Raw genomic sequence first — 15243 nt, 5'->3', positions numbered from 1 at the left:
CGGGAGTTAGATGAGTTCCCGAGCGATCGTCCGCTTCTGGATCTCGTCGGTCCCCTCGAAGATGCGGAAGACGCGGGCCGAGCGATAGTTGCGCTCGATCGGGAGCTCCTTCATGTAGCCGGCGCCGCCGTGGACCTGCATCGCGATGTCGGCCGCGTCGTTGGCGAGTTTCGCGCCCCGGAGCTTCGCCATCGACTCCTCTTTGCGCGCGCGTTCGCCGTTATCCATCTTCCAGGCCGCGTACCGGTAGAGCTGGCGGACCTGTTCGATGTCCGTCGCGAGTTCGGCGAGCTGGAAGGAGACCCCCTGCCGGTGGCCGATCGGTTTGTCGAACGTCTCCCGGTTGCGCGCGTACTCGACGGACATGTCGAGCAGGAACTGCGCGGTGCCGACCGAGCCCGCGGCGATGTTGATCCGCCCGCCGCCGATCCAACTCATCGCCGCCTGGAATCCGTGGCCGACCTCGCCGAGTACCTGGTCTTCGCCGACCCGACAGTCGTTGAAGTAGAGTTCGGAGTGGGTTCCGGGCGTCATCCCCATCGCGCGGTGGATCGTGCCGACCTCGAAGCCGGGGTTGTCGTCGTCGACGAGGAAGCACGTGATCCCCTCGAGGTCACCGTCCTCGCCGCTCGTCCGTGCGAACACCATCGTGAAGTCGGCGTAGGGGCCGTTCGTGATGAAACACTTTTGTCCGTTGATGACCCACTCGTCCCCGTCCTTCTCGGCGCTGGTATCCATGTGGTGGGCGTCGCTGCCGTGACCCGGCTCGGTGAGCGCGAAGCAAGTAGTGATCTCGCCGTCCATAAGCGGCTCGAGGTACTCCTCGCGCTGGTCCTCGTCGCACTCGAGCAGGATGGGCGTCGGTCCGCCGGCCCCGCCGAAGATGGCGCTGTGGAAGCCCGGCGGCCGGTTCGACATGTGCTCCCCGACGATGGCGCGCGTGAGAATGTCGATGTCGCCGCCGCCGACCTCCTCGGGCATCGTCATCCCGTAGAAGCCCGCTTCGACCGATTTCTGTCGAATCTGTTCGACGATATTTCGGTACTCGGGGACCTGTCGATGGTCGTCGTCGACGATCTCCTTCTCGTAGTCCGCGCCGAGGAACTGATCGTACTCGTTCTCGAGCGGCGCGACTTCCTGGTCGATAAAGTCGTCGAGGGCCTTCCTGATCTGTACGGCTTCGGACGGTTCGCTAAAGTCCATAACATATCTCATATAACTCGATACTTAAGCGTTACCGTGTTACAGTCTTTCAATGACAGTGTGTGAACCGATTCGCCCGCGTTCGGTCGACTGAGCCGATAAAATCCGGGAATGAGAATATAACACGATTTTTTCATGGGGAAGTAGCGTTCAGCAGAGCGGAACAGTTTTAGTTCGCTTCGTCGAACGTGAAGTATGGCAACAACAGGCACTGACGGGGGGGCGCGGATCGAAGCGGTGGTCAAAACGCTCGACGTGCTCGAGGCGCTGTGGCAGGCTGAGGGGGCCGGTGTGACGGATCTCACCGAGCGAACGGGGCTGGCGAAGAGTACGGTCCACGCCCATCTGACGACGCTGCGCTCGAAAGGGTACGTGGTCCAGAAAGGTGACGAATACCGGTTGAGTCTGCGGTTTCTTTCCTTCGGCGAACACGTCAAACACGCCGAACCGCTGTACGCGGCGTCCGATGGGCCAATCGACAAGTTCGCGGACGAAACGGGGGAACGAGTGCTCTGTTCGACACACCAGAACGGACTCGGAACGGTCATTAACATCGGCGAGGGGCCTCGGTCGTTCACGAGCGATATCGACATCGGGACGCACACCTACCTCCACAATTCGGCCGGCGGGAAGGCCATGCTCGCACACTTCTCCGAGGAACGCGTCGACGAGATCATCGACGAGTGGGGACTCCCCGCGTTCTCCGAGAAGACGATCACCGACCGAGAGACGCTCTCCGAGGAACTCGAAACGGTTCGCGACGAGGGCGTCGCGTACACTCGCGGGGAGTACCTGCCCGGAATCAATGCGATCGGCGCGCCGATACTGGACCCCGACGGGACCGTCTACGGGGCCGTCAGCGTCGCCGGACCACAACACCAGCTCGAGAACAAATGGGAAAAGACCGACTTCCAGGATCAGCTACTGTCGACGGCGAACACGATCGAAGTGAATATGATGTTCTCGTAGTTGTTCAATGGGAGTGAACACGATATTGCGGCGTCGCTCGAGACGACAGCACCGAACCCCACAGTGAACGACCGCCGAGCGGATCGGCCTCGTCGCACCCCCCAAGCGGAGTTCGCGACGCGTTCCCGTCCACCGCCACACCGAAGAATTACACCCTTATGAACGTAATTTTCTGTTTCTCGTCGACCGCGTCGCTGCGACGGTGACGTGAACCGACTGACGACTCGAGCTCTCGAGTCCAACCGGACGAGAACGACAGTTCCCACAGATGACGGTACGATAGTACATTGTAAAATATGTCAGATATTTGTCGCCGAAGAGCGTGGAGAGAGTCAACGCCTGAGTATCGTTCATCTCCACCTCAAATATAGCCTAATAAACGGCCACGCGATCATATTTCCAAAGAAATACGTCGGAAGCGACCCAGTTCGAGTAGATCGATGTGAGAGAACGGGAGAGGGGAAAATACCAATAAAAATATAATATTGAAGACATGGCAGAAATGATATGGTATATAAGTCGCCAAACGGGCGACGAGCAGAGCGACGGTTCGGCACTCGATCGATCGCGTCGGACCCGAATCAATGTAGTTACTCGGGTTGCTCCGCTCGTTCGGCCATCATCGCCGCCGCACCGGCCGCCCAGTCACCCCACAGGAACCCCAGCCCGACGACGAGGGCCCACCACGCGTAGCTGAGCACGATGCCGGCGTACACGCCGAGGAGTCCGTAGCCGAGCGTGACTCCGGCGAGGTACGAGAAGCCGAGCAGAAACAGGGTGGTCCCGGTCAACCGGGCGTAAAACGGCGTCCGCGTATCGCCCGCGCCGCGGAGACTGCCCGACAGCGGAAAGAACAGCCCGAAGAACGGCATCGAGACGCCGAAGGCGCGAGTGAAGGCGGCCGCGTGCTCGAGCGTGGCGGGATCGCCCGTGAACAGTCGAGCGATCGGTCTCGCGCCGGCGACCAGGACCACGGCGGCGAGTCCGAGCGTGAGCACGCTGAGCGCCGTGATCGCCAGCCCCGCGAATCGCGCCTCGTCGGGGTCCCCCTCCCCGAGCAGCTGACCGACGATGATGCTCGCGGCGACGCTGTACGAGCGGTATAGCGGTCCGCTGAACTGTTGATAGACCCGCCGACTGATGTGATAGGCGGCCGTTACGTCGGTCCCGAAGGTCAACAGGAGCGCGTTGAACGGGAAGTTCGCGAGCGACGTGCTCAGTCCCTCCGCGACGTTCGGCAGGCTGACCGCCACGAGCTGGCGCGTAATGGTTAGGCTACGCGGTCGCGCGAACGAGGGAGTCGTCCGTGGGCTGGCAACCGCGGCCGTGATCGCGACGGCCTCGATCGTCCGGCTGACCGCCGTGGCCAGCCCGACGCCGACGATGCCCAGATTCGGGAACGGGCCGAGTCCGAGCCCCAGGCCGACCGTCGCCGCGATATTGATGACGTTCGCGCCGCCGTTGACCACCATCGGCGTCCGCGTGTCGCCGGTCCCCTGTAACGACCGCGCGCCGATCAGGCCGACGATACGCATCGGCGCAGCCGCGAAGACGAGCGCGAGGTACTGACCGCCCATGTCGACCACCGCGGGTTCGGCCCCGAGCAGGGCGATCAGCGGACCCGACAGCGTCAATCCGACGAGCAGGAGCGGCAGGCCCGCCAGAAATCCGATGATAAACGCCTGGGTGATCGACCGGTCACGGGTCGATACCACACCCCGTCCCGTCTCCTGACTCGAGAGGGCGATCGCGCCGGTTCCGAGCCCGAGCCCGAGCCGCAGCGGGAGCTGGGCGTAGAGATCGGCTAGCCCGACCGCGGCGACGGCCGCCGGCGAGAACAGGCCGGTGACGACGATGTCGACCGTCCGCATCAGCGTGTTGAACGTCTGCTGGACGGCGAGTGGCCACGAGAGCGAGAGGGTCCGCCGCCAGACGGTCCGGACGCAACCGCTGAGCTCGGCCATACACCGTCGGCGACGGCCATCGGCCGAATCAAGGTGTCGGTCCGGGCAAACGCCGAGGGGATTATCGATACTATCCTAACAGAAACAGATATAGTTTGTGGTATCGATAGGTGAGCGATAGACGCGCAGGTATCCGTCCGCTCGAGTGAGTTGCTGATTACGATCCAATAACAGTCTATACAGTGTAAATCGCACACTATCGGCGTCTCTACTGGTGAAGACACCGATCGGAGAAGAATACACTCTCGTACGTTCGATCCGACCGATTCATCATCGACAAGGCATCTACCGAGAGTATTAGTCGATTTTCGCTGCTCGAGTCGGGAGGAGACTGACGGAACAACCAGTATGATCTGAGTTTCGATACGTTGTGAGTAGCATCAGTATAGTTATCAGATTGAAACTGTGTGATTCCCGGCCGGTGCGTTCACCGATCACGAGGCGGACCGTCACGGGTAGGCCGCGGAGACGGGACCGACCGACGATCACGGCGAAGAAGTTTCCACTGTTCGATGGTTTCCAGACGTACGTGACAGAATAATTCTCGAACGCGGTAATTATGAACGATTTCATGTATCAGCCGTTCGATGCGAGACGTATGCGACTCGAAGACAAAACCGTAGTTATCACGGGTGCGGCGTCGGGGATCGGTCGGTCGACGGCCGAGCGCTGCGCCGAAGAAGGGGCACGCGTCATTGTGACCGACATCGACACCGAGGGCGGACGGGCGGTCGCCGAGGCCATCGAGGACTCCGGCGGCGACGCCGAGTTCCACGAACTCGACGTGACCGACAGCGATCAGTTCCACGCGGTGGTCGACGCGGTCGCCGAGGACGACGGACTGGACGTGATGGTCAACAACGCCGGGACCGGCCATCCGGCCGGTAGCCTCGAGACCCTCGAGGACGACGTCCGGGACTTCGTCATCGACATCAACGTCAAGGGCGTCTGGAACGGCTGTCACGCGGCGCTCCCCCACCTCAAGGAGCAGGGCCACGGCGCCATCGTCAACGTCGGCTCGCTGGCGAGCATCCTCGGGCTTCCGAAGCAGTCCGCCTACTCGATGAGCAAGGGCGCGGTTCTGAACATGACGCGAGCGGTCGCCTCGGAGGCCGGCCCGTACGGCGTCCGCGCGAACACGGTCTGTCCCGGCTTCACCGAGACCTCCCTGCTCGACCAGTATCTCGAGGATCAGGAGGATCCCGAGAAGGCTCGCGAGCGAATGATTCAGCAGTATCCGCTCAAACGCCTCGCCGAACCGGAGGAGATCGCGGACGCGATCCTCTTCCTGGCCAGCGAGGAGTCCTCGTTTGTCAACGGCCACGGACTCGTCGTCGACGGCGGCTTTTCGGCCTGAGCCGGCCCGTTTGCTCGCCCCGAGACCTGCGGTCGGTCACTCCTCGCGGACCAGCGCCACGCTCGCGAGCTGGTCGCCCGCGGTCACGGTCGCCTCGCGGGTGAGCGCGTAGAGCACCCCGTCGCGGTCCGCGCGGGCGTCGTGGAGCGGCTCGTACGTCGCCGGATGATAGACCGTCCCGATGGCCGTTCCCTCGGAGATCGACTCGCCGACCTCGAGCGACGGAGTCGGCCGGAAGAGCCCGGAGTCGTCGGCGGTGACCTGCCCGAGGTGGTTCCGGGCGACGATCGGGTCGCGATCGGGAACGTCGCCGGGGAGGAGACCGAGATACCGGCAGACGTCGAGCAGGCCGTCGACGCCCTCGTCGACGACGTCCTCGAGAATCTGCTTGTTGTGTGCGAGTTCGGGCGTGATCGACGGGATCCCCTTCTCGGCGGCGGCCACCCGGAGCTTTCCCGCGAAACCGCGGTGGTGCCACTCGTCGGGAGCGTCTTCGTCGGCCTGTTCGGACAGGAGGAGGTCGGTTCCGAAGGCGTCGGCGAGGCTGCGAGAGCGTTCGTCGTCCTCGCGGTAGACGACGTGGGGGAGCATGTTGGGGCTCCCCGTGTGGAGGTCGACGAGGGCGTCGGCCGCCGTGACGAACTCCCAGAGCCGGGCGGCCATGCGCTGGTGAAGGCTCCCGTCGCTGTCACCCGGCCAGATCCGGTTCATGTTCGGGTTGACGCTATCGAGCTGTTCCGGCGTCGTGTAGGAGACGCGATCGAACGTCAGCGGATTCGCGATGGGGACGGCGATCACGGTCCCCGACAGCGACTCGAGGGGGAGTCGCTCGTGGAACCGTCGCAGCACCTCGGTCCCGTTGATCTCGCGGCCGTGCTGGGCCGCCTGCACGTACAGCGTCGGGCCCGATTCGCCGCCGCGATAGGTGTGGACCGTCGTCGTCAGTTCGACTCCCGACGGCAACCGTGCGAGCGTTACCTGTTCAGCCGTGTGCGTACCCTCGCTCATGCCCGGACGTTCCACGTCCCGCGGTATGTACCTGCGGCCGGCCGCCGGCAGACGTGTCCGTCCCGTCGTCCGATGGATCGGTGGATGCGGGCTCAGTGGTCGCCGACTCGAGACCACTAGCGTTTTCACTCGTCCCGCCGTCCCTGAGGATATGGGAGACGTTACTGCGACGCTACACACGAACGAGGGCGACATCGAGGTCGAACTGTACGACGAGCGCGCGCCCCGGACCGTCGACAACTTCGTCGGGCTCGCGACTGGCGGCAAGACCTGGGAAGACCCCGAAACGGGCGAGGAAGTCGACGGCGAGCCGCTGTACGACGACGTGGCCTTCCACCGCGTCATCGAGGACTTCATGATTCAGGGCGGCGACCCGACCGAGACCGGTCGCGGCGGCCCCGGCTACCAGTTCGACGACGAGTTCCACGACGAGCTCCGCCACGACGACGAGGGCGTCCTGAGCATGGCCAACTCCGGCCCCGACACCAACGGCTCGCAGTTCTTCATCACGCTCGGTCCCCAGCCCCACCTCGACGACCGCCACTCCGTGTTCGGCAAGGTCACCGACGGCATGGACGTCGTTCGCGAGATCGGCGACGTCAACACGAACGCCAACGACCAGCCGAAAGAAGATGTCGTCCTCGAGTCCGTCTCCGTCGACTACGAGTAACGCGTCGATCGACCGGTCACGGACGTTTTTCTGGCGGTTCGGCGCTCGGCTCGAGCGGGATGCGGTACACGTCACCGGCAGCAGAGCCGATATCGTTACTTCGGTGCCGAATCCACGAACGGTATCACTTGTCATCGACGAACGCTACTGGCCGGAACCGCCTCGAGTCTCGCCCTGCCGCTCGCCGGCTGTGCGGGGGATGATTCGGATGAGACGGAAGCAACGGGACCCGACGCGAGTGGGTCGTCCGAAGCTGGGGCTACGAGCGGGGGATGACGGCGACGATACGCACGAGCGAGGGCGATATCGACATCGAACTCTACGACGAGCGCGCACCGCAGACCGTCGAGAATTTTGTCGGCCTCGCGACGGGTGAGCGCGCGTGGATCGATCCCGAGACGGGCGACACCATCGAGGCGCGAACCGCCGTTTCTTCGACGTGGCGTTCGAGCGACGTGACGGCCCGTATCGACGCCGCGAGTGACCGAGACGTTTTATCACCTGCGCGACTATGTGCTGTCGAATGGGTACGTCTTCGCCGACTGATGCGGATCTCCACGCGCGTCTTCGCCGACAAGAGGTCATCACCGAATTGAGCCAGCAGGCGCTGGCGGGGGCCGATTTCGATGGGCTCTGCCGCGATGCGACGGCCGCCGTCGCCGAGACGTTAGATACCGAGTACTGTGTCGTCCTCGAGCGCTTACCGGACGGGAAGAAGGGCGTCTGCAGAGCGGGCATCGGCTGCACGGCGGGGGCCGTCGGGAATGCGACCGTCGTGTTGAATCGAGACTCGCGGTCGGCGGAGTCCAGCCCCGCCGAGGAGCCCATCGTCGTCGACCACCTGCGCGCGGACGAGGGGACGAGCGGCCCGGCGTCGCTCACCGATCTCGACACCGTGAGCGGTATCAGCGTCCCGATCGGCTCGGGCGGCGAGCCGTGGGGCATCCTCGAGACGTACGCGACCGAACGGCGAGCGTTCACCGAATCCGACGCCGATTTCGTGGGACGCATCGCGGACGTCCTCGCCTCGGCCGTCGAGAACGAGCGGGCACACGCCGAACGCGAGGAGCTGTTCGGTCGGATCTCGGACGCCTTCTTCGCGCTCGACGAGGAGTGGCGGTTCACCTACTTCAACGAGCGCGCACACGAACTGATCAACCCCGAGGGGCGTGAGCTGGTCGGCGCGAACATCTGGGCGGCGTTCCCCGAAGCCAGCGAACGGGCGTTCAAATCGGAATACGAACGGGCGATGTCTGAACAGGAGACCGTCACGTTCGAGGAGTACTACCCCGACCCGCTCGACGCGTGGTTCGAGGTTCGCGCCTATCCGTCGGCGACCGGTCTCTCCGTCTATTTCCGCGACGTTACCGAACGACGCACGCGAGAACGAGAGCTCGAGGAGTCCGAGCAGCGATACCGAACGCTCGTCGAACACTTCCCGAACGGGGCCGTCACCCTCGTCGACGAGGAGTTGTGCTATCAGACGGTCGGCGGTACTCCGCTCGAGGCGGCCGATGCCACGATCGAAGAGCTCGAGGGGAAACCGCTCGAAGAGGTGCTGCCGCCGGCGTTGGCTACCGAACTCGTCCCGCGCTATGAGGCCGCGCTCGAGGGGGAGGCCAGTACGTTCGAACTGACGTCGAACGATCGCAGTTACGACGCGCGGATCGTCCCGATTCGCGACGACGACGGCGCGGTCTTCGGCGCACTGGGGATGTCCCAGGACATCACCGAACGCCGCGAGTCCGAGCGCCGCCTCGAAGAGTCCGAGCGCCGCTACCGGGCGCTGGCCCAGCACTTCCCGAACGGTGCCGTCGGCGTCTACGACCGCGATCTCGAGTATACGCTGACCGAGGGTACCATACTCGGCGAGGTGCTCCCGTCCGCGGACCGACTCGAAGGGAGCCGAATGCCCGATGTGTTCCCCGAGGAGGCGGTCGCAGACCTCGATCCGCTGTTCCGGGCGGCCGTCGAGGACGGCGAAACCGGTAGCACGGAAACGGCGTTCGGCGGCCGAAACTGGCGCGTCTGGGCGACACCGCTCCGCGACGGCGACGGTGACATCTTCGCCGGGCTGAGTTTCGCCCAGGACGTGACCGAACAGGTCGAGCGCGAGAACGACCTCGAGCGGTACGAAACGATCGTCGAGGTCGTCAACGACGGCGTCTACGTCGTCGACGAGGACGGACGGTTCACCATGGTCAACGACACGTACGCCGAGATGCTCGGCTACACCCCCGACGAACTCGTCGGCACGGACGCGTCCGCGGTCGTCGACGACGCGGTGGCCGAGACGGTCCGGGAACTGGAAATCGCCACCGCGGATACGGACGTCGAGTGGCCCTCCGTCGAAGCCGACCTTCGGACGGCGGACGGCGATACGCTTCCAGTCGAGGGGACCTTCGCGATGCTGCCCGAAGACGACAGTCGGTGGCACCGGGTCGGCATCGTCCGGGACGTCAACGATCGAAAGGCCCGGGAACGGCGGCTCGAGGAGTCCGAGCGCCGCTACCGGACCCTCGTCGAGAACTTCCCCGAAGGCGCGGTCGGCCTGTTCGACGAGGACCTCACGTACACGGCCGTGGGCGGGCAACTCCTCGATGAGATCGGCGTTGCCACGGAAGACCGCGTCGGGAGCAGCATAGACGAGCTCCATCCGGACCACTTGGTCGACGAGATCGAGCAGTACTTTCACGCGGCCCTCGACGGAGAGACGAACTCCTTCGAAGTCGAACGGTACGACCGTCACCTGTACGCCCACACGCTCCCCGTCAGGAACGGCGAGGACGAGATCTTCGCGGGCATGGTCGTGGTGCAGGACGTCACGGAGCGCCGGGAGTATCAGCGAAAGCTCGAGGAATCGAACGAGCGACTCGAGCAGTTCGCGTACGCGGCCTCCCACGACCTGCAGGAACCGCTCCGGATGGTCACGAGCTACCTGACGCTGCTCGAGAAGCGCTACGACGACGCCTTCGACGAGGACGGCCGGGAGTTCCTCGCCTACGCCGTCGACGGGGCCGACCGGATGCGCGAGATGATCGACGGGCTGCTCGAGTACTCCCGGGTCGAAACGCAGGGCGATCCGTTCGAGTCGACGGATCTGAACGCGGTGTTCGAGGACGTCCGCGAGGACCTCCAGATACAGCTCGAGGAGAGCGGTGCCGAGATCACCGTCGAGGAGCTGCCCCGCGTCGAGGGCGACGCCAGCCAGTTGCGACAGGTGCTCCAGAACCTGCTGAGTAACGCGATCACGTACAGCGGCGACGAGTCGCCGCGGGTCCACGTCGGTGCCGACCGGCGGGGCGACGAGTGGGTGGTCTCGGTCCGCGACGAGGGAATCGGCATCGACCCGGCTAACCAGGATCGGGTATTTACCATCTTCGATCGCCTCCACAGCCGCGAGGAGTACGAGGGGACGGGTATCGGGCTCGCGCTCAGTGAACGCATCGTCGAACGCCACGGCGGCGAGATCTGGGTCGACTCCGAGCCCGGGGAAGGCGCGACGTTCTCGTTTACGCTGTCCGCCTCGCAAGCGCGGGAGTAGTACCGCCGTCTCGTCCGTCCCGCTCGAGCACCTGCCGGATCACCCACGGCGCACCCATTTAGGGCCCGGACGGTATAGAACGCCTATGAGCTGGACAGCCGACGACGTTCCCGATCAGGACGGCCGAACGATCGCCATCACGGGCGCGAACAGCGGCATCGGCCTCGAGGCGACTCGCGAACTCGCGCGCAACGGCGCGACGGTGATCATGGCCTGCCGGAGCGTCGAGCGCGGCGAGGACGCGGCCGACGACGTTCGCGAGGACGTTCCCGACGCCGACCTGCGCGTCGAGGAGTGCGACCTGGGTGACCTCGAGTCCGTTCGGTCCTTCGCGGCGGGGCTCGAAGACGAGGCGATCGACGTGCTGATCAACAACGCGGGAGTCATGGCGATCCCGCGCTCGGAGACCGCGGACGGCTTCGAGACCCAGTTCGGCGTCAACCACCTCGGTCACTTCGCACTTACCGGCCTGGTGCTCGAGAACCTGGCGACCGACGGCGAGGAGCCCGCACGGGTCGTCACCGTCTCGAGCGGGGCTCACGAGAGCGGCGAGATCGACTTCGACGACCTCCAGGGCGAGGAGTCCTACGACAAGTGGAGCACCTACGCCCAGTCGAAACTGGCGAACGTGCTTTTCGCGTACGAACTCGAGCGACGGTTCCTCACCGCAGATATGAACGCACAGAGCATGGCAGTGCATCCCGGCTACGCGAATACGCAACTGCAGTACCGCGGGCCCGAGCAGAGCGGGAGTCGGCTCCGAATGGCGGCGATGAAACTGATGAACACGGTGGTCGCACAGTCGGCCGAGATGGGTGCGCTCCCGACGCTCTATGCTGCGACCGCACCCGACGCCGAGGGCGGCGCGTACTACGGCCCCGGCGGCTTCCAGAACATGCGTGGCACACCCGAGCGACAGGCCTCCTCGGATCGGTCCTACGACGAGGAGACGGCCCGTCGGTTGTGGGCCGTCTCGGAAGACCTGACCGGCGTCACGTACGACCTGCCGAAGCCGAAAGAAGAGGTGCCGGCGTAGCGGAACGGATCGCACTCACTGCTCCAATTGCGGCCCCTCGGGCGCGAGCCAAACGGCGAGACCGCCGGGTTCCTCGAGCGGGCCGATGGCTCATCGTTCGCGCCAACCGTAACGCGAAAGACGGCTCGCTCGAACGGGTACACATGAGCGACGACGACGGCATCCAACGCGCCAGCGATGTCGGTTCCAGCGACGCGCCGCCGGTCGACGAGAAACCCTACAAGATCATCTTCGAGGCCAACAAGTGCTTCGGCGCGGGCAAGTGCGCCGAGGTCAGCGCCAACTGGGAGATGTCCATCGCCTCGGGCATGGCACAGCCGAACGAGTACTTCTTCGGCGAGGAGGACCTCGAGCACAACGTTCGCGCCGCGGAGGTCTGTCCGGCGAAGAAAGACGACGGCTGCATCCACGTCGTCGACCGCCGGACCGACGAGGAGATCGCGCCGGATCCTCACGGCGACGGCACGCTGAGCGTCGACTGGTAGGGGCTCGAGCACGGCACGGGCATCGAAACTCACATTCCGGGTGGGCCGCTCTCCTCGAGTGCGCTTCTGTGCGAGGGGAGCCAAGCAGGCCAACGGCGGTGGGCTTATCACGCCGGGACCTTTTGCTGCGTTCCGCTCGCGAACTCACGGGTTTCACCCGTTCGTCTCCGCGCGGCGCACGGCGCCGCGCTCTCGCTCGCGTCACTGGCAAAAGCTCCAGCAAAAGCCGTCGTCACCCCCTCCGGGGGTTCCTCGGCCGCTCGCTCACTTCGTTCGCTCACGGAGACAACAGCTATTCGCCTGTTCGAAGCGCGAACGTCTATTCAGTGGCACGGACATCGAAACGCACATTCCGGGTGGGCCGCTATCCTCGAGTGCACTTCTGTGCGAGGGTAGCCAAGCAGGCCAACGGCGGTGGGCTTAAGACCCGCTCCCGTAGGGGTCCTTGGGTTCAAATCCCAACCCTCGCACTCGTCACGAAGGATTCATGACGAGTGCGTGCTCGAATTCCTCGAGCCGAAAACCGCGGTCCCGACTGACGGGATCAGTCCGACGGCTCGTACTGTTCCCGATGGACGACCGTCTCGGTGTCACCGCGAACGGCGGTCACGACGATCTGATCGCCAGCCGGATCGAGCTGGACGTTCGCCCAGGTTCCCGCCCACGACGTCGACGGCTCGTCTTCGTCCTCGCCGTAGAACTCGAACTCCGCGCCGGCGACGGTCGATTCGGTCCGGATCAGGTCAGCCTCGAGGCCGGGCGAGTCCGTGAGGTGGACGCGGGCGTAGTCCCCGGTTTCGAAGTCGGATCCCTCGGGGGCGTCCACCGCGTCGACGTCCCACTCGATCCGCTCGACGACGTCGTCGTCCGTGTCGATGATCTCCGCCTCAAAGGTTTCCTCGGGGTTTTCCGAGATTTCGTCCTCACTGCCGACCCAGAAAACCTTCCACTCGTCGTCCTCGGTCACGAGCGCGTAGACGCCGGTCTCGCCGGTCGATTCCTCGCCGTCCAGTTCGGCACGGACCAGCGTGATCTCCTCGTCGCCAATCTCGGCCTCGAGGTCGGACTCCGCGAACCAGAACTCGGCACCCTCCAGCTCGCGGACGTCCGCAATGGAGCCGTCGGCCGTCACGACCTCGGTCTCGAGGGCGTCGAGGTCGACGGAGCCGCTCGATTCGAACTCCCACTCGGGATCGGTGAGAAGGCCCTGTAACGGGCTCGCGCTGTGGACGACTTCGGCCATCGCGTCGGGGTTTTCCGCCTGGGCCGCCTCGAGGTACGTCTCGATGACCGGGCCGGGGTCCGGTTCGCTTTCGGTTCCGGACTCATCGCCGTCGGGGTCCGTTTCGTCGTCGCCGTCGGACCCGGCGCTGTCGGACTCGGTATCGCTCGGGTCGTCGCTCAGACAGCCCGCGAGGAGGGACGATGCGCCGATTCCAGCGGTGACCAAGTAGGTTCGGCGTTCCATACCTACTGGTTGGTGTCCTGATATTATGATAAGAATTACGATTACGCGGCCGCGCGGGTCTCAGAACGGGTACTCGCGGGGCTCGTGCTGGACCGAGATCCACTTGGTCGTCGTCACTTCCTCGAGGATCTGCTCGCCGTTGTACCGGCCCATGCCCGATTGCTTCATCCCGCCGAAGGGGACGTGAGGCTCGTCGTTGATCGGCTGATCGTTGATGTGGATCATCCCCGTGTCGATCCCGTCGGCGATTTTCCGGGCTTGCTCGAGATTCTCGCTGTGGACCGAGCCCGACAGGCCGTGAATCGTGTCGTTCGCGAGTTCGATCGCCTCCTCGTCGCTCGAGTAGGGGATCACGGGTGCCACGGGACCGAAGTGTTCGTTGCAGGCCGCGGCCATGTCGTTGTCGACGTCGGAGAGCACGGTGGGTTCGACGACGAGGCCGTCGTGATCGCCGCCGGTCTCGAGGGTCGCGCCCTCGTCGATCGACTCCTCGATGTACTCCACGATCTGATCGCGCTGGCTCTCGTCGATGATCGGACCGATGATCGTCTCATCGGCGGTCGGATCGCCGGTCGCCAACGACGCGGCTCGATCGGCCAGCGCGTCGACGTAGTCGTCGTACAGCGACTCGTGGACGAGGTGACGGTTGGTCGAGATGCAGACCTGCCCCTGATGGAGGAAGGAGCCGAAGACGCCGCCGTCGACGGCCCGCTCGAGGTCGGCTTCGTCGGTGACGACGTGGACGTTGTTCCCGCCGAGTTCGAGCGCGGGCAGCGCGCAGTTGCCGGCCGCCTTCTCCGCGACGCGCTGGCCGATCTCTGTCGAGCCGGTGAAGGCGATGACGCGCGGAATTTCGTGGCCGGCGACCGCGTCCCCGATCTCCGAGCCGCGGCCGGGAAGCACGCTCAGGACGCCCTCCGGCACGCCGGCCGCCTCGAAGATCCGCGCGAGCAGCAGGCCGCCGGTGATGGGCGTGTTCGAGGCGGGCTTGAGCACGACCGAATTCCCGGCCGCGATGGACGGCGCGACCGCTCGCATCGAGAGATGCAGCGGGAAGTTCCACGGGGAGATGACGCCGACGACGCCGACGGGGACCCGCTCGGCGGTGTTCTCCTTTCCCGGGGTAATCGAGTCCATGTGCTGGCCGCTCATTCGGAAGGGGTAGCTCGCCGCCTCCTGCATCATCCCGCGGGCGGTCTGAATCTCTGCCTCGCACTTAACCGGCGCGCTGCCGGACTCGAGAGCCAGCAAGTCGGCGATCTCCTCGCGGTGATCCCCGACGAACTCGATCGCCGCGTTGATCACGCCCGCTCGAGCCTGCGGCGGCTGCTGGGCCCACGCCTCCTGTGCCTCGGCCGCGGCCTCGTAGGCCGCGTCGACGTCGTCTTCGGTGCCCGCGGGAACGCTCGCGATTTCCTCGCGCGTGTACGGGTTCTCGTCGGAGATCGCGTCCCGGTCGCCGGCGTCGGTCCAGCTACCCGCGAGGTACAGCGACTCCCAGCCGTGTTCGGGTGTCAGCGGAAGGTCAGTCATACGGGA

General features: G+C 65.0%; 11 protein-coding genes, 1 tRNA gene and 1 pseudogene. 8 read left to right on the top strand and 5 right to left on the bottom strand.

Annotation, left to right across the window (positions count from 1 at the left end; translation table 11 throughout):
• Positions 1-6: 6 nt before the first annotated feature.
• Positions 7-1203, bottom strand: a complete 1197-nt coding sequence (locus tag LDH74_RS18420; RefSeq protein ID WP_226040132.1) for an acyl-CoA dehydrogenase family protein — start codon at positions 1201-1203, stop codon at positions 7-9.
• Positions 1204-1398: 195 nt separating this feature from the next.
• On the opposite strand from LDH74_RS18420, the gene LDH74_RS18415 reads away from it, so the two are divergent.
• On the top strand, positions 1399-2172 hold the full coding sequence (locus tag LDH74_RS18415) for an IclR family transcriptional regulator (protein WP_226040131.1): 774 nt from the start codon (positions 1399-1401) through the stop codon (positions 2170-2172).
• A 590-nt stretch (positions 2173-2762) separates the two neighbouring features.
• Here the strand turns inward: LDH74_RS18415 and LDH74_RS18410 are convergent.
• Positions 2763-4136 carry an MATE family efflux transporter gene (locus LDH74_RS18410; protein WP_226040130.1) on the bottom strand — a complete coding sequence of 458 codons (1374 nt, stop codon included), beginning with the start codon at positions 4134-4136 and terminating at the stop codon, positions 2763-2765.
• Between the two features lie 598 nt (positions 4137-4734).
• Here LDH74_RS18410 and LDH74_RS18405 point away from each other — a divergent pair.
• Entirely contained in the window at positions 4735-5493 is a 759-nt protein-coding gene (locus LDH74_RS18405) for an SDR family oxidoreductase (protein WP_226040129.1), read from the top strand.
• A gap of 36 nt (positions 5494-5529) precedes the next feature.
• Here LDH74_RS18405 and LDH74_RS18400 read toward each other — a convergent pair whose 3' ends face one another.
• On the bottom strand, positions 5530-6501 hold the full coding sequence (locus tag LDH74_RS18400; protein WP_226040128.1) for a succinylglutamate desuccinylase/aspartoacylase family protein: 972 nt from the start codon (positions 6499-6501) through the stop codon (positions 5530-5532).
• A gap of 151 nt (positions 6502-6652) precedes the next feature.
• On the opposite strand from LDH74_RS18400, the gene LDH74_RS18395 reads away from it, so the two are divergent.
• From LDH74_RS18395 to LDH74_RS18370, 6 genes and pseudogenes are all read left to right on the top strand, one after another.
• The gene (locus LDH74_RS18395) at positions 6653-7171 is read left to right on the top strand and encodes a peptidylprolyl isomerase (RefSeq protein WP_226040127.1); all 519 of its coding nucleotides are present in this window, start codon (positions 6653-6655) and stop codon (positions 7169-7171) included.
• 272 nt (positions 7172-7443) lie between these two features.
• A pseudogene (locus tag LDH74_RS18390) lies at positions 7444-7587 on the top strand (peptidylprolyl isomerase); the annotation flags it as partial.
• A 107-nt stretch (positions 7588-7694) separates the two neighbouring features.
• Positions 7695-10715 (top strand): PAS domain-containing protein, encoded by a 3021-nt coding sequence (locus tag LDH74_RS18385; RefSeq protein ID WP_226040126.1) that lies wholly within the window; start codon positions 7695-7697, stop codon positions 10713-10715.
• A gap of 85 nt (positions 10716-10800) precedes the next feature.
• On the top strand, positions 10801-11751 hold the full coding sequence (locus tag LDH74_RS18380) for an oxidoreductase (protein WP_226040125.1): 951 nt from the start codon (positions 10801-10803) through the stop codon (positions 11749-11751).
• A 143-nt stretch (positions 11752-11894) separates the two neighbouring features.
• Complete coding sequence (locus LDH74_RS18375; protein ID WP_226040124.1) at positions 11895-12236, top strand: ferredoxin; 342 nt, start codon at positions 11895-11897, stop codon at positions 12234-12236.
• Between the two features lie 386 nt (positions 12237-12622).
• Positions 12623-12706 (top strand) — tRNA-Leu (locus tag LDH74_RS18370).
• 74 nt (positions 12707-12780) lie between these two features.
• Here the strand turns inward: LDH74_RS18370 and LDH74_RS18365 are convergent.
• Both LDH74_RS18365 and LDH74_RS18360 read right to left on the bottom strand, forming a co-directional pair.
• A complete protein-coding gene (locus LDH74_RS18365; RefSeq protein WP_226040123.1) occupies positions 12781-13704 on the bottom strand; it encodes a hypothetical protein in 924 nt (307 codons plus the stop codon).
• A gap of 60 nt (positions 13705-13764) precedes the next feature.
• Positions 13765-15237 (bottom strand): aldehyde dehydrogenase family protein, encoded by a 1473-nt coding sequence (locus LDH74_RS18360; protein ID WP_226040122.1) that lies wholly within the window; start codon positions 15235-15237, stop codon positions 13765-13767.
• Positions 15238-15243 lie beyond the last annotated feature (6 nt).

This window comes from Natrinema sp. DC36, assembly GCF_020405225.1.
In the GTDB taxonomy this organism is placed as follows: Archaea; Halobacteriota; Halobacteria; order Halobacteriales; family Natrialbaceae; genus Natrinema.
This window is presented reverse-complemented; position numbering and strand designations above follow the sequence as displayed.

What these genes read in the sequence shown, in the direction of transcription:
- LDH74_RS18420 (WP_226040132.1), bottom strand. Translation starts at nt 1,203, where the DNA reads ATGGACTTTAGCGAACCGTCCGAAGCCGTACAGATCAGGAAGGCCCTC.
- LDH74_RS18415 (WP_226040131.1), top strand. Translation starts at nt 1,399, where the DNA reads ATGGCAACAACAGGCACTGACGGGGGGGCGCGGATCGAAGCGGTGGTC.
- LDH74_RS18410 (WP_226040130.1), bottom strand. Translation starts at nt 4,136, where the DNA reads ATGGCCGAGCTCAGCGGTTGCGTCCGGACCGTCTGGCGGCGGACCCTC.
- LDH74_RS18405 (WP_226040129.1), top strand. Translation starts at nt 4,735, where the DNA reads ATGCGACTCGAAGACAAAACCGTAGTTATCACGGGTGCGGCGTCGGGG.
- LDH74_RS18400 (WP_226040128.1), bottom strand. Translation starts at nt 6,501, where the DNA reads ATGAGCGAGGGTACGCACACGGCTGAACAGGTAACGCTCGCACGGTTG.
- LDH74_RS18395 (WP_226040127.1), top strand. Translation starts at nt 6,653, where the DNA reads ATGGGAGACGTTACTGCGACGCTACACACGAACGAGGGCGACATCGAG.
- LDH74_RS18385 (WP_226040126.1), top strand. Translation starts at nt 7,695, where the DNA reads ATGGGTACGTCTTCGCCGACTGATGCGGATCTCCACGCGCGTCTTCGC.
- LDH74_RS18380 (WP_226040125.1), top strand. Translation starts at nt 10,801, where the DNA reads ATGAGCTGGACAGCCGACGACGTTCCCGATCAGGACGGCCGAACGATC.
- LDH74_RS18375 (WP_226040124.1), top strand. Translation starts at nt 11,895, where the DNA reads ATGAGCGACGACGACGGCATCCAACGCGCCAGCGATGTCGGTTCCAGC.
- LDH74_RS18365 (WP_226040123.1), bottom strand. Translation starts at nt 13,704, where the DNA reads ATGGAACGCCGAACCTACTTGGTCACCGCTGGAATCGGCGCATCGTCC.
- LDH74_RS18360 (WP_226040122.1), bottom strand. Translation starts at nt 15,237, where the DNA reads ATGACTGACCTTCCGCTGACACCCGAACACGGCTGGGAGTCGCTGTAC.